Below are 19,355 nucleotides of genomic sequence, written 5' to 3'. Positions count from 1 at the left end.
GCATTTATCGGTCAAACTGTACCGAGTGTAACTCAATTATAAATGGACCTTGTTGTTTTTGTGCAACGAGAAAACCAATACGATCAATATCTTCAAAGTTTAATGATGGTGCATTCGTGACCGCTCGCCCTCTAAAGTTGACAGTAAAGTCTGCCGGGGTAAAAGTATGTTGAGTGAGTGTATCAGCTTGAGTATCAAAGTTAGCCACATAGGCTTCACCATAAGACAAATTCGGTGTTTTTAACCGGATTTGATATGTTTTTCCATCGCCTTTAGCCGTGAGAGTGAGTAATGATGCACTGGCAATTTGATGTAAAAAGGTTGATTCTGTCGATGCAAATCCGCCATTATTTGCCAAGGAAACATGCCCAGAAAATATTAACGATTGCTGCTTATTCTGCTTAATCTGGCTTTGCGAAATACCGCCCATCACAGTGTCATTATTGATGTTCCACTCTGTAAAATGGCTTGGATCAGTAAAGTGAAATAGCATGTTGTCCTCACTGGCACTCCAAACGGGTTGGCCAATTAAAAATAAAACCCCAGCAGCAATGCCTATTTGTATTGTTCGGCAGACATGTCTGTTCTTTGCATTGTGTGACACCATCATATACTCCTATTCAATATAGTTCGATAAGCGCATGCGCTATAAACAATGCCGTAAAAAAATGGCTTATCAGGGTGAGGGATAAGCCAAAAGGGTCTTACGGAGGATGATTGTACTAGTACATCGGGTCTTGCTGTATCAGGTGATCAATCAGATGTTATTTAAGCTGTAACTGTTATGCATTACGCGTATTTGTGAAAGTAGGTTCAGTTATTTTTAGGTTATTTTATCTATGTGCATTATCCCTAGTTGATAGGGAGTTAAATTCGACAAATAGCAATGTTGTCAGTACCCTTAATATAAGTTTTACAGAGAGCAAAATATTTTGGACGTAAACGATGTATCAACCGCTCCATCCCCCGAGCTTACATTCAGTGTCGTAAGCATTAATTTATTTAACTTTATTGAACCACCTTACGCTTACTACGATTTTGAAAACATCTACAGTGATAAGCAATGGCAAAAAAAATGTGCATGGTTAAGTGAGTTTATTAGCCACAACCAACCTGACATTATTGCTTTCCAAGAAGTGTTTAGCCCTGATGCATTAGCTAGGTTGACTGAGTCTTTGGGTTATAAATATTTTGTGGCGCTAGATTTACCAGAGGTCGTCAGTGACTATGTGTATCGTAGCCCAGTGGTCGCGATAGCATCGAAGTATCCTATTATTGATTCGGCTAATGTTAGCCCCGATCCGCAATGGATCAACCAGTTAGGTCTAGCTGAGTCATTTAGTTTTAGTCGTAAGCCGTTAAGAGCAACCATACAGTTACCGGTGTTTGGTCCATGCGATTGCTATGTCATTCATCTTAAGTCTAAACGCAGTGGCGTGAGTCGTGACGATATCAGTGAAAGTGGCTTACATGGCGGTGCTGATTTTGTTGCACGGCAAGTCTTAGGACGTTGGGCATCCAGTTTACAGCGCGGCAGTGAATCAGCATTGCTGTGCCATCAAATGCTGATGAGACGACAACAAACTCAGCAGCCTTTTATGCTGATGGGGGATTTTAATGACACCATGGGCAGCGAACTGTTAGCGGCATTTAATAATCAATTACGCGTGTATCGCAGTGATATTGAAGACCCTGGGCTGGCTAAGCTGGGTGAAACCTCATTGATGGCTGAGTTACAGCAAAGCAGTTTGTTTGACAGCTATGAGTTGTTTATCGACGCGACCAAATGTAATGCAACATTGGCCCAAGATGAATTTGAGTCAAGCGCATTAGTGGATGAGCAACCGCATCCAGCGAGACAGCCGACACATTACTATGGCAACAGTGGTTCGGTGCTCGATTATATATTAGTCTCAAGTGAGTTTAATCCGACTCAGCAGCAAAACCTCGCTCATATCATTGATTATAAAACATTTGATCGTCATCTAGTTCGGCCTGACTATGAACGCGACAGCGACAGTACCGACCATGCTCCAGTGATGATGAGCTTTTGCGTGCGCACTTAGTGAGTGGTAATGGTGATGCTTATTCATGAGCTATTGAACTTGATGGCTACTAACGCGCAGTGCGATGAGCCCATTCTATAAATGCTAATAAAAAGCGCTGATAAATATCAGCGCTTTTTTGGTTTAACTCAATTGATTTACCATTGTTTTGGATAAGCTTACTGTAATGTTTGTTTGATCTTCACGCAGCGTTGTTCTTGTTGGCGAGTTTCAAGTAGCGCACGTCTTGCCAGTTTTGATAAACCTGTTTGTGTATCTAAAACCTGACTAATAGCATCTATATTTGCTGCACTACAATCGGTTGGAATTAATTGCGCCGCAAAACTGCGCATAAACACCGGACCTTTATCGTCCATTAACGCTAGGTTGGCAAAGCGTTGCTCTGCGGTTGCCGCACTTAATAGCTTTTGTTCAGCTGGATAGATATTGTACATTGCGACACGAATTTTCGAGAACGCCATGCTGTCATTGTTTTCAATGGTATTTAACCAATGGCGTTTAAGCGATGACTGCGGACGGATAACCTCGGCTGCAATCGCGGCTTTTTCACCAGAGTCAGATTGATCAAGATGCTTTTCCTTGGCAAGTAGCGCCTGAGCATCACCGTAATCATAACGGCTTAACTGGCGGATCATCGCCCAGCGTAAGTCTTGATCTATGCTTAACCCTTTAATATGGCTCTTGCTTTGTAGTAACGATTGGATATGTTTTAACGCATCACCATGGCTAGATAAACTAATATAAGCATCGAACCAGCGGCGTTGGAAATCACTATTACGGTAGCTTTCCATGCTCATCCGCAGGCTCATTTGGCTAAGCGCCTTAGATATCTTACTGTTGTAAGCGGCATTAGCTGGCGCCATTAAATCGAGATAGTTCTTAGCACGCTGCATATTACCAAGTACTTGACCTAAAATAGTGTAGTCTTTTTCAAGTGGCGCATTAATTAACGCGATATTTAAAAACTGATCCAATGATGTATTACCATCAATGACGCTGTCCCACATGCTTTGCCACAACATAGAGCGTAATAGCGGATCGGTAACTTGGCCTAGAGACTGCTTGGCGGTGTTAAATGAGCTAGAGTCTAGTGCTACTTTCACAAATCCCCAGTCATCATAGTTTGGATAAACTAAATCAGGACAAACCTCGCCAATTAGCTCATCAACCCCGGTATAAGCGCCTTTGTATGTCACTGCAATCACTTGTTGTTTTTCTAGTCCATATCGAGTTTTATTGAACAACCCTAGTTGTACTCGTTGCTCACGTAGTGTTGGATGTTCTTCATCATCAGATGTTTGCACTAAACCAAATGAGTCAATTTGACCTCGCTGACATGTGTACTGAGCTTTGATGGTATTCACCCCCGCTGCGTACAACCATTCTTTGGTCCATAAAGACAAATCACGGCCACTGGCTTTGGCTAGACTGTCGATAAAGTCATTAAGCTCAGCATTTTGATAACTGTATTGTTGTAAATATTGGCTCACTCCACGGCGGAAGGTTTCTTCGCCGAGTAAATGACGCAATTGTTTGATAGTCGATGCGCCTTTTTGATAAGTAATGGCGTCGATATTATCAAAGGCATTTTGGCTGGTGGCCACAGGCACTTCAATTGGGTGAGTCGTGACTAAGCTGTCTTGATGATATGCAGCTTGTTTACCAGAGGCATAAAAGGTGCGCCATGCATGACTAAATTCAGTGGCTTCACTGGTAGCAAGGGTGCCCATAAATGAGGCAAAGCTTTCATTTAACCATAAGCCATTCCACCACTTCATGGTGACTAAGTCGCCAAACCATTGGTGCGCCATTTCGTGCATGATAACGCCAGCTAAACGTTCTTTTTGTTCGGCCGTCATCTTGGCATTAAATAAGAAACGGTCTTCAGAAAAAGTGATTGCTCCTGCGTTTTCCATGGCGCCGTATAAAAAGTCTGGCACCAATACTTGGTCGTATTTTTTAAACGGATAAGCAATGCCAAAGTAGCGATCAAAAAAGTCTAAACCTTGTTTGGTATAGGTAAACCAATCTTGAGGGGTGACTTGGTTGGCAACAGACTGACGCGAAAATAAACGCATCGGATAACGGCCTGAGTTATCTTCCCAAACATGATATGGACCAGCATGCATAGAGAAGTTATATGGGCTTAATTTGGGTGTAGCAGGGAAGGTCCATAAATTAGTATCGCCTTGGTCAACCACATTGGTTTCACGCATGGCACTGATTACTTGCCAATCTTTGGGTGCATGGACATTAATTTGATAACTTGCTTTAAGATCCGGTTGATCAAATACTGCAAACATTTGTTGAGCGGCTGCTGGTTCAAAATGTGAATACAAATAAACTTTACTGTCTACTGGGTCGACAAAACGATGTAAGCCTTCGCCATTGGTGCTGTGTTCTCTAGTAAATTCAACTTCTACAGTGTTGTGACCATCAACCAATAGACTTTGATTTAACACAATATAAGCGCCATTGTAATTAGGATATACCTTGGTTCCGTTAACAATAAATTGCTTAATATTGGCTTTGTTAAGGTCGAGGGTGAGTGATTTTGGCACGCTGCTTAAGTCAAAGTGGACAATTGACTTTGCACTAAATTGACTGTGCTCACTTAAAAAGAAAGTTAGCTCATATTGTGCATTTGATACTACGCTGGATCTTGCTTGTGCTTGCACCTGGCTGATATAGGCAGAGCCATCCCGTTGTAAGGATGCTGTTGAAAGTGAGCTGCTACAGCTGACAACGCTAGCACAACATAATGCAATGAGACTGGTTTTGATGACCCGAGGACTAAACAATTCAGTGGATAACAATTTCACGTTAGTGTTCCTAACTTTTTATTAGATGTATGAAAAAGCCGACAACAATGTCGGCTTTAGTGCTATGAGTAGTGATTTATAAGCCTAAAAAAGACTTTGATTTCATTTTACGGATTTCTTTTTCATCTGACCATTCAATTAGGCCAGTTTCAAGATCCATTAACCGCATGGTCATTTTGTAGTAAACATCTTTGGTGCTGCCATCTTGTTTAACGATGCTTGATAAGTTGCCATAAAGCATATATTGCGCACCAATTTGACGGCCAAATTTAATTGCCGTAGATGGGTCTACCATGCCAGCATTGTTTTGATAATCAAGTTGTTTACGTACAGTATCAACCTTAGTCATATCAATAAAACGGAACTTACCAGAGCGTAATAGCTTATTGCTAATGGTGTCGGTCACTGATTCTGTATCAATATGCTCAGAAGTTTTATTTTTAATTTTGTCCACAAATACAATCGGGCGGTTGCTCTGTGTCATTACCACTACTGGTGGGAATGCCATCATGCTGTCGACCATTTTTGCGGCGATGACTTGCAGATCAGTTGAACCGAAGTTTTCGTTAACGGTTTCGACTTCCGTCGCGTCACCATACTCTACTTTAGATTGACAGGCGCTCAGCCCCATTACTGCAGCTAATACAAATATCAGTTTCAAATTTTTCATAGTAAATTCCATTGGTGATGAGTGACAGTTGATAAGCAATTATCATCTATCAGATGATTATCGAATAAAAACGGGTACGATTTCCAGTCTCTATTGCCCAAATTAATGTTGTACGGTTTGGTTTTACGTCAATATTTACATTTTGGCTGCTATTTAAGCGAACATTATAGCTGCCGGCATCGATAAATTGTCGAGCAATTTGAGCCTGGCGAGGCAGGGTTAACCAACTTCTACGGTCGGCTTGCTCGGTGATAACATTAAATATTTGCATTACCATCGCAGCAGCATCTACTTGATTGTTGGCTCGTTGGCTGCTGCTTTGTACACTGCGATTCATTTGGTATTTAGCATAAATTCTTGCTGCTTGTCTAAACAGCGCAGCAGGTAAATCTTCTTTTAATGCATTAATTGCTAGCGCGTCAATGTTAGCAATGGTTTGTGCTGTTAGTGGCGTGCCTAATCCTTGGATTTGGCTGTTATTCATTAACAGACGTTGTGGCTGATAGGTCGCTAATGACGCTGATTGAATATTACCGTTAAGTGGAAAAGGTACCGTAATACTCTGTTTTTCTGGTACAAAATCACGTTCAATAATAAATACAACTTGGCCTTGATCGGGTGTAGGCATTACCGCATCTCCCCAACGACGTTTAAACTCGTCGTATTGAGGCATCCCCAGTTGTTTAGCTAAACGGACTAAATCTTGCTGTAAATACACATTGTCTGGGGTAATTTGTGCTGCTTTTCGGTAATCAATAAACGCATCATTAGGCTCGCTGGCGAGTTCGTGCAACAAACCAGTAGTGTAATAGCTGTAAGCGTTTAGAAATGAACTGGTGACATTGCCGGCTTCTTTGCTTAATTGGGCTACTTGCGCGTCAATGGTGCCATTGGCCATGTCTTGCACTGACTTTTGTGATTTCTGATAGCGTGCTTGTTCCATGCTTTGCAGTTCATTACTTCGGCGAACTTCTACTAATGCCCCTTGAGCATCACCACTAAATAAATAATTAAACGCCTGATATTGATGCAACATAATGCGCTCATAACCTGGGCCTCGGTAAGGAATGGCATTATCGTTGAGTAAAATACTGCTTGCCCCAGCGCCTAACTTACTCGCACTCACGATGGCTTTATCATCGAAAATCTGGTAATCGTCAATGGCTTGCTGGTAATAGGTTTTACTGCCAGTAAAGTCACCCGCAATCTGCATAATACGCCCAGATTCTTGGGCGTAAAGTAAGCCATCATTGCCGCTAATATTGTCGGCCAAATCAGTGATTTTTGCTGTTGGTGAATCGCTATTGAGTTGTTGCTTGTATGGCGCTATTTGCGATGGATAGTTAACAAACACACTATTAAAGGCACAACCAGATAGGCCAAGACTGATAGTCAACCCAATACAGAATGTTCTTAACATTGTGGCACCAGTATCTGAGGTGTCATGATGTTGACCCGTTCAAGTAAAGTAATACCCTGCAGGTGGTCATATTCATGTTGAAAAATACGCGCAACAAATCCCGTTAATGTTTGTTGATGTAACTGACCATCAAGCGATTGATACTGTACTTCTATTTCGCTGTGTCGTGCAATAGATAACCGCTGACCTGGAATGGATAAGCAACCTTCTACATCAGCTTCTGTTGCGGCAGATGCCGATAGAATCTGTGGGTTTATGACTACCGTTGGAGGCATTGATGGCGCATCGGGATAACGTTCGTTTGGATTTGACGCCATGATAAACATTGCTACGTTGCTGAACACTTGCGTTGCCGCAATACCGACGCCATTTGCATTTAGCATAGTGCTGAGCATGTTATCGGCTAAGGTATGTAATGCGTCGTCAAACACCGTCACTGGCTCAGCAATTTGAGTCAGTATCTGTTCGCCTGTGGTAGCAATGCTGAGTAGTGGCTTTGGCTGCATAGGTGACGGCTGTCCTTAGTTATTTACGTTAGATGACGACCTAGAATAATCTAATTTATGGTGTAAATCGTTATGGGCAAGCAAGGTTATTGCTTGCATAGTCTCATGCTATCGTACTGACTATTCACTTGGTTTAAATGACAGTCTATATCATATTTGCTGAATATCAGCTGAATATGATGACAGCCAAAATATCCTAAAATATGTTTTATAGTCGCAAGGCTTTAGTAATGGGGTGGCGGAGTCTCTTCGGCAGAAGACGCCATGTTACTTGGCTCAATAGAATGCAGTTTATTGACCATTAATAGCATTTGCTGTTGCTGTCTGGCAACTAATGCATTGAGTTTTATCACTTCTTGGTTTAACTCTTCAATGGAGATATCTTGAAATGATAGTTTCATTTCAAGATCATCAATCTTTTGTAAAACGCTTTCCATGTTGACCTCTTATTACTTAATTTATTACTGAGTTATTACTGCCAATATTCAACTAAACCTTGGCTGCTAATACTGACGATTGAGCCAGGCGCTATCATTGCGGCAGAGTATACTACAGCGCCTTTGTTTTGGGTGTTTTTACTCAATTGAACTTCCCAGCGAGAAAGTCGTTTACCGGTGTCTATTTGCCATAAAAATATTTCTCTTGATGGGGTACCTGTGAGCAATTGCTGGTCATTATCCACAAAGCGAGCACTTGAAAAATTCATTTGTCGTCGATTAATATCGAGATGACTTATTGGATTACCTGTATCCGACTGCCACAGGGTGGCATTTCCGGTGATATCGCTTGCAAAACTGAGAGTCGCTGAATCGTTAATCGCCACTTTAGTGATGCGGGACGCTAGCTGCCATTGTTGTAATGGTTGACCGGTTTGGGCTTGCCAAAGTAATACTTTACCATCATTACCGCCGCTCAATGCGGTGTTGCCATCGGCACTAATGGACACACTATTCACTTTTTCATGATGGCCTAAAAACTGAATTAAGCGTGATTTTTCAGGTGACAATGACATCACAGATCCATCGACTAAGCCAACAAGGGTTTGCCCTGTATTAGCAATTGCGACACTTTGCGCATAAGAAGGCAAAGACCACCATCCAACAGATGAACCATCGGTTAATCGCCATATCGCAAGTGAGTGGCTGCTAATGGTTGCGGCATACAGATTATTAGCTGATATCGCGGTATCAATGACGTTACTGGTATTTTGTTGTTGGCCTTGGAGCCATTGGTAAAACAACGTTGAGTCAGTAAGATCCCATACCTGTACGCCATTATGAGCCGTGCTAACCAAGGCAATGGTTGCATCATTTGACAGACTTGCACTGTAACTGGCATCGGTAGTGATGACCTGAACTTTAGTCGCTGTTGGTTGGCATGCAGATAATAGGCTTATCAGGGCTAGAGTTGGCCAAAAAAACAGCATTGGAACGCGTATCATGAACTTGCTCCTTGAATTATTGTCCTAAACCTTGTCATATAAGGTTTACCCAATGGTATAACCGTTTTAACTAGTATAAAGTGGCAAAAGAACATGACCACTTAAACATCTCATTGATTGAATGTATTAAGGTTATTGTAACCACTATAGGATGCTGAGGAAGCTTTAATGAAATCTATTTACAAATTATCGTTAGTTGCATTAGCCGTTGTTGGCCTTACTGCGTGTAATCAAGAACAAGACGTTGCTCAAAAGAAAGTTGAATTAACAACTGACGTTCAAAAAGAAGCATATAGTGTTGGTGGTTCAATTGGTAAGTACATGTCTGGCCACATTAAAGAGCAAGAAGAATTAGGCTTTGCTGTTGACCGCGCTATGGTGATTAAAGGCTTTAGCGATGGCTTAGGCGAAGAAATGCAGTTAACTGAAGAAGAAATGCAGACTGTATTACAAAACCTAGATAAAAAACTAAACGATAAGCGTTTAGAGCAAGCTGAAACTTTAGCTGCTAAATCAATTGCAGATGGCAAAAAATTCTTAGAAGACAATAAAGCCAAAGAAGGCGTAACCACGACTGAGTCTGGTTTACAGTATGAAGTATTAGAAGCTGGTAGTGGTGACAAGCCTGCCGCAGAAGATACTGTTGAAGTTCATTACCGTGGCACGTTAACTGATGGCACTGAATTTGACAGTTCATACGCACGTGGTGAAACCGCTAAGTTTCCACTTAACCGTGTTATTCCTGGTTGGACTGAAGGCGTACAGTTAATGCCTGTGGGCGCTAAGTATAAGTTTGTTATCCCATCAGAATTAGCTTATGGCGAACGTGATACTGGCACTATTCCTGCTAACTCAACATTGGTTTTTGAAGTTGAACTAATTTCAGTAGAGAAAACACCTGCAGCAGTAGAAACCAAGTAATATCAACATTGCTTCAGTTGTAAAATGACTGTTAATTAGATATTAAAAAGACGCTTTAGCGTAATGCCGTTCACTTAATGTGAGCGGCATTTTTCGTTTTAGCACTGGATGTCAATAGCATTTTTCGTTAATGGATTAAAGTGCTCGACCAACAACATCGCTTGAAATTTCTCCATAATGATCAATTTTCAAGGGCTTTATTCATTTATTCACGTTAAGCTAATCTTCTTGTCACTTGTCACTTGTCACTTGGCGCGTTAGCGTTATCAGTGCAGCATAAGGAGATGACAGTGCAGAATAAGGAGATGATGTGAGCGCAACCGAATCTATCAGTGTGACTACCACTAAAACCAAATCATTTTTAGCGGGCGGGCTTGCCGTTATGCCGCTAACAATAGCAGTCATCCCTTGGGGGATTTTAGCAGGCTCGTTCGCCCTTGAAGTTGGCCTTACAGCCGTTGAAAGCCAAGCGATGTCGGCCATTATCTTTGCTGGCAGCGCCCAGTTAGTTGCGCTCGGCATGATAAAAGCTGGTATTGGTATCGGCAGTATTCTGATAACTACCTTACTAATTACTTCAAGGCATTTATTGTATGCCATGGCCATGCGTACTCATATTAGCCCGTTGCCGCTAAAATGGCGTTTAGGGCTGGGTTTTTTACTCACAGATGAACTCTTTGCTATTGCTAATCAAGCTCACCATGGCGATAAACCAATCCAACACCAGTTTGATCGCTGGTACGCTTTGGGTGGTGGGCTAACTTTTTATATCGGCTGGAATATTGCCACCTTACTCGGCATTGTCGCAGGGCAGTCTATCGATAATTTAGGCGAACTTGGGCTCGACTTTGCCATCGCCGCCACATTTATCGCCTTAGTAGTACCGACAGTAAAAAAGCCGTCAATATTAGTCTGCGTTGTAGTGTCGCTTACGTTAGCAGTGGTGTGCGCAGTGTTCGCGATCCAAGCAGGGCTGTTAATTGCGGCAATATCGGGTATGGCAGCAGGCATGGGCTACGCTAAATTTACCAATGAGGACAGTAAGGTATCAGCCGCCTCTAATTCAAAGAATGATCATTCAGACAGTGCTAGTTCAGAACACGCTCATTCGGTTACAGCGCATTCAGATACTTCGCGTTCGGTAGCCGCGCATAAGGATAAAAACGTATGACCTGGTTGATTATTTTATCAATGGCGGCAGTGGTATTTGTCAGCCGACATTTATTGCTAGAACCTAAATTGCCTATTCGCTTAAGTAAAAACACCTTAACGTTTTTAAGCTATTCAGCACCTGCGGTATTAACTGCCATATTAGCCCCTATTGTATTTGTACCAGAAGGCCAGCTAGCTATTAGTGTGCATAATCCTTATTTAACTTGTGCGCTGGTGGCCACAGTGCTGGCTTATGTTACCCGCAATACCTTGCTCACAACCGTACTCAGTATGGGACTGTTTTTTATTTTGTATTAGCAACAGACCCTAGATTAATTTCAATCATTGTTAACTGACATTCTGTTGCACAATAGATTAGAATAACCGCCATATTACGGATCAATTAGAGTTAAGTATGCACGTACACATTTTAGGTATTTGTGGCACTTTTATGGGCGGTTTAGCCCTACTTGCCCGCGCAATGGGCCATAAGGTGACCGGCAGTGATGCCAACGTTTATCCACCGATGAGCACCCAGCTTGAGCAACAAGGTATCGAGTTAATCCAAGGTTTTGATCCAGCCCAATTAGGCAAAGAAGGCGACAATCAACCAGACTTAGTGGTTATTGGTAACGCCATGAGTCGTGGTAACCCGTGTGTAGAAGCGGTACTAAATCGCGGCATAAAATATACATCTGGGCCGCAGTTTTTATCTGAACATATTTTGCAAGACCGTTGGGTATTGGCTGTAGCGGGTACACACGGTAAAACTTCTACTTCCAGCATGCTAGCGTGGGTTTTAGAATACTGTGGTTACGAGCCAGGTTTTTTAATTGGCGGTGTGCCGCAAAATTTTGGCGTGTCAGCTCGTTTAGGTAACTCAGTATTTTTTGTAGTAGAAGCCGACGAATACGACAGTGCCTTTTTTGATAAACGTTCTAAGTTTGTTCATTACCATCCTCGCACCTTAGTGATCAATAATCTTGAATTTGATCATGCCGATATTTTTGCCGACTTAGCGGCGATCCAACGCCAGTTTAATCACGTTATTCGTACTGTGCCGGGCGAGGGCAAGGTGATTTGGCCTAGCGACGTTGAAGCCGTGCAACAAGTGATTGATATGGGCTGTTGGAGCGAGCAAGAAATCTATTCTACAGCAGCAAGCTTCACCACTAATTTAGCCGAGCATTCTGTTAATGTTTCGGCGAACCAAGGTGAACCCAATGCTTGGCAGTCGCGTACTATTGCAGACGATGGCCATGAGTTTGAAGTACTGTTTAATGGCGAGTCGCAAGGGATAGTAAACTGGGCATTAATAGGTCAGCATAATATTGAAAACGCCATAATGGCAATAGCGGCTGCTCGTCATGTGGGCGTAGCGCCAAGTCATGCTATTGAGGCGTTGGCACAATTTAGCCCACCAAAGCGTCGTTTAGAACTATTAGCGACCGTAAATGGCGTGTCTGTGTATGACGATTTTGCTCATCATCCCACAGCTATTGCCACTACTTTACAAGGCTTACGAGCTAAAGTAGCTTCCAGCGACAATGCTAATGGCAACATTATTGTGGTGTTAGAGCCCCGCTCAAACACCATGAAAAGCGGAGTACATAAAGATACTCTTGCCAACTCGATGGTATTAGCCGATGTGGTCTACTTATATCAAGCAGACAATATTGACTGGGACATCAAAGCCAGTATGTCTAATGCGCCAATCCCTGTGACTGTGTTTAACAACATTGAAGATATTATTAACGCAGTTGCCGCTACCGCAAATCAAGGTGATACCGTAGTTATCATGAGTAATGGTGGTTTTAATGGTATTCACCAAAAAATGATTAAAGCTTTAGCGTAACGGCTTTAACCGATAGAGGATACAACATGGCCTATGCCAAAAAAGCCAAAGCAATTAGCCTAGCCTGGACGGGCGCATCTGGCGCGCCTTATGGCATTAAATTGCTTGAATGTTTGCTTGCGGCCGATTACCAAGTGTTTTTAATGATATCCAGTGCCGCACGGGTGGTGTTAGCAACAGAACACGGTTTGCAATTAAGCGCGAACCCAGACAAAGCGAAAGCACAATTACTCGAACAACTGCATAACGTTGATGAACCGTTAAAAGGTGAATTAGTGGTATTAGGCAAAGATGAATGGTTTTCGCCGCCAGCATCTGGCAGCGCTGCGCCTAAACAAATGGTCATTTGTCCATGCTCAACAGGCACATTGGCTGCTGTTGCAACGGGTATGAGTAATCATTTGCTCGAAAGAGCAGCAGATGTAGTATTAAAAGAAAGAGGGCAATTGATTCTTGTTCCGCGGGAAACTCCTTTTAGCGCCATACACTTAGAGCATATGTTAAGCCTAACCCGTAATGGCGCGACTATCATGCCAGCGGCACCAGGCTTTTATCATAATCCCAAATCAGTAGAAGATCTGGTAAACTTCATGGTTTCCCGAATACTTGATCATTTGGGAATTGAACACGACTTAACGAGTCGCTGGGGATATGGACATACTCAGTCACACGACATCGACAATTGAGAGATTTATGAAGCACACCATTGAAATGATGATTTCTGAACAAGAAATCAATAAAACCCTAGACCAATTAGCTGAACGTATTAATGCCCATTATGCCGACAGTGAACGCTTATTAATGGTTGGCCTTTTAAAAGGTTCAGTAGTGTTTATGGCCGATTTGTGTCGCCGTATTAAAGGCCATGTTGAAATCGATTTTATGTCTGTATCGAGCTACGGTAACACCATGAACAGCTCGCGTGATGTGAAAGTGCTTAAAGATGTACAGTCTGACATCGCCGGTCGTGACGTATTAATCGTTGAAGACTTAATCGACTCAGGTAACACATTAAACAAAGTGCGCGAGATGTTATTGCTGCGTGAGCCAAAAAGCCTAGCGCTTTGTACGTTATTAGATAAACCTGAACGCCGTGAAGTAGACGTTTATGTCGACTTTATTGGTATAACCATCCCAGACGAGTTTATTGTGGGTTATGGTATCGACTACGCAGAGCAGTATCGCAACTTGCCTTACATCGCTAAAGTAGTGCCATTAGATTAAGTGGGGCTTTTTATTGATAGACTCCCGCTATAGGCGGGAGTTTTGTTTTAAGTGTCTAAATATTTCTGCGTCTTTTTCATTTACATTACGTCTTTAGAAGCACGTATTAGAAAATGTTTGATTCGCAATTCATGGATTAGAGGTATGACAATGAGCAACACCAACAATGCATTGGTGATCGAAAACCTTAAAAAAACCTATAAAGGTGGCGTAGAAGCCGTAAAGTCGATCAGTTTGACGGTAAAGCAAGGTGACTTTTTTGCCCTGCTTGGCCCCAATGGTGCGGGTAAATCTACCACTATCGGCATTATCAGCTCATTGGTACAGAAAACCGCAGGAACAGTGTCGGTATTTGGTTTTGATATTGATAAGCAGCTCGAACATGCCAAGTTATGTATCGGGTTAGTGCCGCAAGAATTTAACTTTAATCAGTTCGAAACCGTGCAACAAATAGTCGTTAACCAAGCGGGTTATTATGGCGTGCCAAAAGCGGTTGCATTAGAGCGCGCTGAAAAATATCTCACCCAACTTGATTTATGGCAAAAGCGTCACGCCCAAGCCCGCGAACTGTCTGGCGGTATGAAACGCCGTTTAATGATTGCCCGCGCGTTAATGCACGAACCTAAATTATTAATTTTAGATGAGCCAACAGCTGGCGTAGACATTGAGCTGCGCCGTTCAATGTGGGAATTTTTAAAACAAATTAACAAACAAGGCGTGACTATTATTTTAACCACTCACTACCTTGAAGAAGCCGAAATGCTGTGCCGCACCATTGGTATTATCGATACCGGTTTGCTGGTGGAATGCACCACCATGAAGGCATTGTTGAGCAAGCTAGATGTTGAAACCTTTATTTTCGATTTACGACACGATCTCGACGTAGCACCACAATTGAGCAACATGAATTGCCGTTTAACTGACGCTCACACATTAGAAGTGGATGTGGCCAAATCGAACAACATTAATGAATTATTTACCCAGTTAACCGCCGCCAATATCGAAGTGTTGTCAATGCGCAACAAAGCTAACCGCTTAGAAGAATTATTTGTAGAACTGGTCGAAAAAGCCAAGGAGTCAAAATAATGAACAGTCTGTATTTTGTGGCTTTTAAAAGTATTTTAACCAAAGAAATTAATCGCTTTACCCGTATTTGGATCCAAACATTGGTGCCGCCAGCCATAACCATGACTTTATATTTTTTAATTTTTGGTAATTTAGTCGGCAGTCGCATTGGTGAAATGGGCGGCGTTACCTACATGGAGTTTATCGCCCCAGGTTTAATCATGATGTCGGTGATAACTAGCTCATACTCTAATGTGGCCTCATCGTTTTACAGCGCCAAGTTTCAACGTAACATTGAAGAAATCATGGTTGCCCCAGTGCCACATTACGTGATGATAGCCGGTTATGTCGGCGGCGGCGTCGCCCGTGGGTTAAGTGTTGGTTTAATTGTTACCACAGTGGCGATGATGTTTGTTGATATCTCCTTACATCATGTTGGCTTGGTGGTGTTAACCATGTTTTTAACCTCTGTGTTATTTTCACTGGGTGGGTTAATTAATGCGGTATTTGCCAAAAGCTTTGACGACATCAGTATTATTCCAACCTTTATTCTCACGCCGTTAACCTACTTAGGTGGGGTGTTTTACTCGTTATCGTTATTGCCACCTTTTTGGCAAGGCGTATCAGCCTTAAACCCTGTGGTGTATATGATCAACGTATTCCGCTATGGATTTTTAGGCTTTGCTGACTTAAGCGTACCGTTATCAATAGCTATTATGATTGGTTTTTGTGTCAGCTTATGGACTCTGGCTTACTATTTGATATCGCGTGGAATTGGGTTGCGTAGTTAAGTCTGTAGTAGCCTAGTCTTGCAATAGATAAACCGCTCACAAATCGGTTGTCACAATCTACGTGTAAAAGGGCTCGCAAGAGTCCTTTTTTGTGGGCGTTATCTATCGATCTATTGGTCTAGTGGCATGACTAAAACGAGAACCTATAACATGGGTATAGATTTCAGTTGTTTTTAAGTCGGAATGGCCTAAAAGCTATTGAGCAGTATAGATTAACCTTTTTCAATCACTTGTTAATGGTTTCTTGTTTACATTAGTCAAGATATTTTTTATTCAGAACACTTCTAGTTTACTTCAGTTTATAAGTAAAAAGTGGCCACAAATTTAATGGAATATCAGATAAACCTCAACAATCACTTTAAAAGCTGTAATCAGAACATATAATTAGTAGGAATATTGTACAAAAATTAATTACCTAAAAAAAACAAATTCCTATAACATAAATTATACTGATGAATGTGGCCGTAGCATCCGCCAAATAAAAAACAATTTCCGCCTTAAAAAGCAGCTTAACTCACAATGACTCAGGCTTTATATTGTTCAATTAAAATTGCTTTAAATCAATGCTTTAGTTTTTTGATTCAATTTTGGTTATGTGGATAAATTATGATAGCGGTAATTCATCTAACCACTACAAGTAGGATGAATGAGAAAATTATTTATACTTATTACAAGTTGGGTGGCCTTATTAGGAACCAGTAATCTTTGCGCCGAAGTGGTTGATATTTCAGCTAATAAAGTGGTTTATGATTCATTCAAGGGATGGGCAGATAAAAAAAACTGCAACGATATTGATGATTTTAGGGAAATGAATCTTCATCGTGGCGTAGTTGAATTAGTGTTGATATGCAAAGCGCTAAATCTTGGAGGGTTGAAGCCTGATATACAGCTAAAAGAAATGCCCAATTATAGCCGCGCTTTGATAGAGGCTGAAAAAGGGGTTGTCACTATGCCAGCAGAAACAGCCTGGAGAATTGAAATTGATGAGGCTGATTTTTATGTCAGCGATGCTATATTTGAAGCAGGGACGATCGAAGTGGGCATATACGCTCTACCAACAAACGTTGATATAATGAAAATCAATTCACTTGATGAACTTAAAAAGTTTAAAGGCGTTTCTTCTGATCGTTGGGTAGTTGACTGGGCAACGTTGAAAGCTATGGGGGTGAAGACACATAGCATGCCGAAACTGCATCTTATGTTCAAATTTATTAATGTGGGACGAGCTGATTTTGTTCTAAATGAATTTTCTTCAGAAGATGATTTCAGTATGGAAATAGCCGGAGTAAGGTTAGTTCCGGTTCCTAATATTAAAGTGGGTTTAAAAGGGTCTCGCCATTTTGTTGTTTCTAAAAAGGCACCAAATGCTGAAAAGGTTTTTGAGGCGTTGCAAGACGGTTTAAAAAAGCTGCGTTTGGAAGGCACTATTTCTAGGGCTTTTGAGGAGTCTGGTATTGTTAATCCCAAAGTAAAACACTGGAAACAGATTTATCCATAATTGATAAAAAGTCAGTGTTGAAGGATTTGTATCAGAAACATCTTCGAAAACGCGCGTCTCATTTGTACTTAATATTGCTTGGGAGATTAATGATAAGGCTTGAATTGGCAATAAATCATCACAATATTTAACTAAATCACTGACCATACCCTTTCTCACACCCTTAAATTGTGTTCAGCATAATTATCAACGAAAACAGCCATTTCATTTAAATGCCTCAGCAAAGCCACTTAGTGTTATGGTATTGTTAAATTTAACGGTGGCATTCTACCGGTTCATCAGCATGCACATAAAATATATGTACATAATTCATAATATGGAAAATTTGAAATATGGAAAAAAGCATTAAAAGTAACACTTATGCCAACACAAGCCTTTTACTAACGACTATTGGTACTCTTCTTTCGATCCAAAAACCAGTTTACTACTTAGATATGATCATACTTGTTGCTGCCATTGGGTTTGGCGTTGCTGGAGCTTATAAGCACAGATCATAGCGTTCAATGCCAGCATATATTGACCCTAGCCAGCACAGAGCTCACTTGTTAGTGTCGCGTTAGATTTTTAATAAGGATTAGTCTTATATGGAAGTATTTAAAAAGTGTGGATACGGTATTTTCTATGCCTTAGCTCTTGGTGTTAGCATTTATGCCATTCTGTTTGTAACCGTTGATTGGGTTGGCTCAGAATATTTAAAAGAAAAGTTTTCATTAACACCATTGGCGATGTATCTACATATGGTCGGAGGCTCAATAGCGTTAACCATTGGCGCATTTCAGTTAAATAGTCGCATGAGAGCGAAAAGTATCAAACTTCATCGAACGCTTGGTAAAGTCTACGTTACCGCCGTATTACTCTCCGGTTCTGCTGGTTTATACTTAGCTACCAATTCTATGGGTGGTATTGTTGCTCATTTCGGTTTTGGTACTATGGCTTTTTTATGGCTTTTTACTGTAAGCATGGCATTTGTTCAAATAAAAAAAGGTAACGTGAATGCACATCGCTATTGGATGATAATAAACTACTCTTTAACTTGTTCAGCAATTACCCTTAGATTGTATCTACCATCATTTCCATGGTTATTTAATGTCGACTTTATAACGTCTTACATTGCAATTTCTTGGGTTGCCTGGGTTCCAAATGTATTAGTAGCACAATTATATTTACTAAAAACCAAACGTGTTAGTTATTCAGTTCAACGTACTATTGATAATACATTGAGTACATAGAGCAAAGTGTAAATAGCCCTCTAAACCTAACGAATAAGGATAGCCCGAGCAATACTACGTTCTATCCCGAAAGTTAGACAAGCCCGAACTCGTGTGAAATTATGCCTTTAATTACAAATAACAGGTCGAGAAAATTTAGGTTTGAAGTGATGTTTAGAGGGGTTGTATATAGCATGTGAATTTCGCGATATTGCTAATATTTTTATCTAATATCAGTACTGTAGTTCATTTTTCATGAGTATACGTTTGAGCATGATTTTTATTATTCATTTGTAAATACAATGACTAACAATCTTGTTGTTGGCGCGTACTTGTGTCAGTCATGACGCTACAGAATTACTTAAAGGTAACTTTTCCACCGACCATTTTAAATGCTGGTGCGCCTCTCACTAACGTATCTCTGGCAAATATCTGGCCGCATTCTGGGCATGTGCAAGGAATCTTGGTGTTGTCTTCGACAATCCGCTCCTTGAAACATTTGATTAAGGCGCCTTTACCACCCTTACGATATTTAAACAGTTGGGCTTTACACTTAGCGCAAAAAACATCGACGGTGCGCGAAGGGCCTTTTTTGTTAGGTTTAGCCATTTAGCGCATAATCCGGATTTATACATTGTATATCTATTGTAACCCGATATATGTCTGAACAATATCGAGATAGCGATTAACTAATGATCGTGACAGCCGTATTTATG

At 41.2% G+C, this 19,355-nt stretch carries 19 protein-coding genes; 11 read left to right on the top strand and 8 right to left on the bottom strand.

The genetic code is table 11. The features are described from left to right. Nucleotides 1-4: 4 nt before the first annotated feature. Nucleotides 5-610 carry a CIA30 family protein gene (locus tag EGC86_RS02640; protein WP_123776543.1) on the bottom strand — a complete coding sequence of 202 codons (606 nt, stop codon included), beginning with the start codon at nucleotides 608-610 and terminating at the stop codon, nucleotides 5-7. A gap of 322 nt (nucleotides 611-932) precedes the next feature. Here EGC86_RS02640 and EGC86_RS02635 point away from each other — a divergent pair, with 322 nt between their 5' ends. Next, nucleotides 933-2,066 (top strand): endonuclease/exonuclease/phosphatase family protein, encoded by a 1,134-nt coding sequence (locus EGC86_RS02635; RefSeq protein WP_123776542.1) that lies wholly within the window; start codon nucleotides 933-935, stop codon nucleotides 2,064-2,066. Between the two features lie 158 nt (nucleotides 2,067-2,224). Here the strand turns inward: EGC86_RS02635 and pepN are convergent, their stop codons facing one another. From pepN to EGC86_RS02605, 6 genes are all read right to left on the bottom strand, one after another. Then, nucleotides 2,225-4,888 carry an aminopeptidase N gene (pepN, locus tag EGC86_RS02630; protein ID WP_123776541.1) on the bottom strand — a complete coding sequence of 888 codons (2,664 nt, stop codon included), beginning with the start codon at nucleotides 4,886-4,888 and terminating at the stop codon, nucleotides 2,225-2,227. A gap of 76 nt (nucleotides 4,889-4,964) precedes the next feature. Beyond that, entirely contained in the window at nucleotides 4,965-5,558 is a 594-nt protein-coding gene (lpoB, locus tag EGC86_RS02625) for a penicillin-binding protein activator LpoB (RefSeq protein WP_174839654.1), read from the bottom strand. Nucleotides 5,559-5,607: 49 nt separating this feature from the next. Next, nucleotides 5,608-6,978: a COG3014 family protein gene (locus tag EGC86_RS02620; RefSeq protein ID WP_123776540.1), complete on the bottom strand. Its 1,371-nt coding sequence runs from the start codon at nucleotides 6,976-6,978 to the stop codon at nucleotides 5,608-5,610. Then, the gene (gene def / locus EGC86_RS02615) at nucleotides 6,972-7,484 is read right to left on the bottom strand and encodes a peptide deformylase (RefSeq protein WP_123776539.1); all 513 of its coding nucleotides are present in this window, start codon (nucleotides 7,482-7,484) and stop codon (nucleotides 6,972-6,974) included. The genes EGC86_RS02620 and def overlap by 7 nt, the downstream gene beginning before the upstream one ends. 224 nt (nucleotides 7,485-7,708) lie before the next feature. Continuing rightward, nucleotides 7,709-7,921 carry a SlyX family protein gene (locus EGC86_RS02610; RefSeq protein ID WP_011638679.1) on the bottom strand — a complete coding sequence of 71 codons (213 nt, stop codon included), beginning with the start codon at nucleotides 7,919-7,921 and terminating at the stop codon, nucleotides 7,709-7,711. A gap of 35 nt (nucleotides 7,922-7,956) precedes the next feature. Continuing rightward, nucleotides 7,957-8,925: a WD40 repeat domain-containing protein gene (locus EGC86_RS02605; protein ID WP_123776538.1), complete on the bottom strand. Its 969-nt coding sequence runs from the start codon at nucleotides 8,923-8,925 to the stop codon at nucleotides 7,957-7,959. 168 nt (nucleotides 8,926-9,093) lie between these two features. On the opposite strand from EGC86_RS02605, the gene fkpA reads away from it, so the two are divergent. From fkpA to EGC86_RS02550, 10 genes are all read left to right on the top strand, one after another. Beyond that, nucleotides 9,094-9,846 carry an FKBP-type peptidyl-prolyl cis-trans isomerase gene (fkpA, locus tag EGC86_RS02600; RefSeq protein WP_011638677.1) on the top strand — a complete coding sequence of 251 codons (753 nt, stop codon included), beginning with the start codon at nucleotides 9,094-9,096 and terminating at the stop codon, nucleotides 9,844-9,846. Nucleotides 9,847-10,156: 310 nt separating this feature from the next. After that, complete coding sequence (locus EGC86_RS02595; RefSeq protein ID WP_123776537.1) at nucleotides 10,157-11,017, top strand: AzlC family ABC transporter permease; 861 nt, start codon at nucleotides 10,157-10,159, stop codon at nucleotides 11,015-11,017. Continuing rightward, nucleotides 11,014-11,316: an AzlD domain-containing protein gene (locus EGC86_RS02590; RefSeq protein ID WP_059746143.1), complete on the top strand. Its 303-nt coding sequence runs from the start codon at nucleotides 11,014-11,016 to the stop codon at nucleotides 11,314-11,316. Before EGC86_RS02595 ends, EGC86_RS02590 begins: the two co-directional genes overlap by 4 nt. 97 nt (nucleotides 11,317-11,413) lie before the next feature. Next, nucleotides 11,414-12,853: a UDP-N-acetylmuramate:L-alanyl-gamma-D-glutamyl-meso-diaminopimelate ligase gene (gene mpl / locus EGC86_RS02585; RefSeq protein ID WP_123776536.1), complete on the top strand. Its 1,440-nt coding sequence runs from the start codon at nucleotides 11,414-11,416 to the stop codon at nucleotides 12,851-12,853. 26 nt (nucleotides 12,854-12,879) lie between these two features. After that, nucleotides 12,880-13,539 carry a flavin prenyltransferase UbiX gene (locus EGC86_RS02580; protein ID WP_011638673.1) on the top strand — a complete coding sequence of 220 codons (660 nt, stop codon included), beginning with the start codon at nucleotides 12,880-12,882 and terminating at the stop codon, nucleotides 13,537-13,539. A gap of 7 nt (nucleotides 13,540-13,546) precedes the next feature. Further along, on the top strand, nucleotides 13,547-14,077 hold the full coding sequence (gene hpt, locus EGC86_RS02575) for a hypoxanthine phosphoribosyltransferase (RefSeq protein WP_011638672.1): 531 nt from the start codon (nucleotides 13,547-13,549) through the stop codon (nucleotides 14,075-14,077). Nucleotides 14,078-14,227: 150 nt separating this feature from the next. After that, nucleotides 14,228-15,163, top strand: coding sequence for an ABC transporter ATP-binding protein (locus EGC86_RS02570; protein WP_123776535.1), 936 nt, complete (start codon nucleotides 14,228-14,230; stop codon nucleotides 15,161-15,163). After that, nucleotides 15,163-15,933, top strand: a complete 771-nt coding sequence (locus EGC86_RS02565; RefSeq protein ID WP_123776534.1) for an ABC transporter permease — start codon at nucleotides 15,163-15,165, stop codon at nucleotides 15,931-15,933. The genes EGC86_RS02570 and EGC86_RS02565 overlap by 1 nt, the downstream gene beginning before the upstream one ends. A gap of 646 nt (nucleotides 15,934-16,579) precedes the next feature. Next, a complete protein-coding gene (locus EGC86_RS02555; RefSeq protein ID WP_123776533.1) occupies nucleotides 16,580-17,431 on the top strand; it encodes a hypothetical protein in 852 nt (283 codons plus the stop codon). Nucleotides 17,432-18,015: 584 nt separating this feature from the next. Further along, entirely contained in the window at nucleotides 18,016-18,660 is a 645-nt protein-coding gene (locus EGC86_RS02550) for a DUF2306 domain-containing protein (RefSeq protein WP_123776532.1), read from the top strand. A 336-nt stretch (nucleotides 18,661-18,996) separates the two neighbouring features. Here the strand turns inward: EGC86_RS02550 and EGC86_RS02545 are convergent, their stop codons facing one another. Then, nucleotides 18,997-19,248, bottom strand: coding sequence for a hypothetical protein (locus EGC86_RS02545; RefSeq protein WP_011638667.1), 252 nt, complete (start codon nucleotides 19,246-19,248; stop codon nucleotides 18,997-18,999). Nucleotides 19,249-19,355: the final 107 nt, after the last annotated feature.

Source organism: Shewanella frigidimarina (assembly GCF_003797125.1).
GTDB classification, from domain to species: domain Bacteria; phylum Pseudomonadota; class Gammaproteobacteria; order Enterobacterales; family Shewanellaceae; genus Shewanella; species Shewanella frigidimarina.
This window is presented reverse-complemented; position numbering and strand designations above follow the sequence as displayed.

Coding starts and splice junctions, on each gene's coding strand:
- EGC86_RS02580 (WP_011638673.1), top strand. CDS start 12,880: ATGGCCTATGCCAAAAAAGCCAAAGCAATTAGCCTAGCCTGGACGGGC.
- def (WP_123776539.1), bottom strand. CDS start 7,484: ATGCAGCCAAAGCCACTACTCAGCATTGCTACCACAGGCGAACAGATA.
- EGC86_RS02640 (WP_123776543.1), bottom strand. CDS start 610: ATGATGGTGTCACACAATGCAAAGAACAGACATGTCTGCCGAACAATA.
- lpoB (WP_174839654.1), bottom strand. CDS start 5,558: ATGAAAAATTTGAAACTGATATTTGTATTAGCTGCAGTAATGGGGCTG.
- EGC86_RS02570 (WP_123776535.1), top strand. CDS start 14,228: ATGAGCAACACCAACAATGCATTGGTGATCGAAAACCTTAAAAAAACC.
- EGC86_RS02620 (WP_123776540.1), bottom strand. CDS start 6,978: ATGTTAAGAACATTCTGTATTGGGTTGACTATCAGTCTTGGCCTATCT.
- EGC86_RS02590 (WP_059746143.1), top strand. CDS start 11,014: ATGACCTGGTTGATTATTTTATCAATGGCGGCAGTGGTATTTGTCAGC.
- EGC86_RS02550 (WP_123776532.1), top strand. CDS start 18,016: ATGGAAGTATTTAAAAAGTGTGGATACGGTATTTTCTATGCCTTAGCT.
- hpt (WP_011638672.1), top strand. CDS start 13,547: ATGAAGCACACCATTGAAATGATGATTTCTGAACAAGAAATCAATAAA.
- EGC86_RS02610 (WP_011638679.1), bottom strand. CDS start 7,921: ATGGAAAGCGTTTTACAAAAGATTGATGATCTTGAAATGAAACTATCA.
- fkpA (WP_011638677.1), top strand. CDS start 9,094: ATGAAATCTATTTACAAATTATCGTTAGTTGCATTAGCCGTTGTTGGC.
- EGC86_RS02545 (WP_011638667.1), bottom strand. CDS start 19,248: ATGGCTAAACCTAACAAAAAAGGCCCTTCGCGCACCGTCGATGTTTTT.
- EGC86_RS02605 (WP_123776538.1), bottom strand. CDS start 8,925: ATGATACGCGTTCCAATGCTGTTTTTTTGGCCAACTCTAGCCCTGATA.
- EGC86_RS02565 (WP_123776534.1), top strand. CDS start 15,163: ATGAACAGTCTGTATTTTGTGGCTTTTAAAAGTATTTTAACCAAAGAA.
- EGC86_RS02555 (WP_123776533.1), top strand. CDS start 16,580: ATGAGAAAATTATTTATACTTATTACAAGTTGGGTGGCCTTATTAGGA.
- mpl (WP_123776536.1), top strand. CDS start 11,414: ATGCACGTACACATTTTAGGTATTTGTGGCACTTTTATGGGCGGTTTA.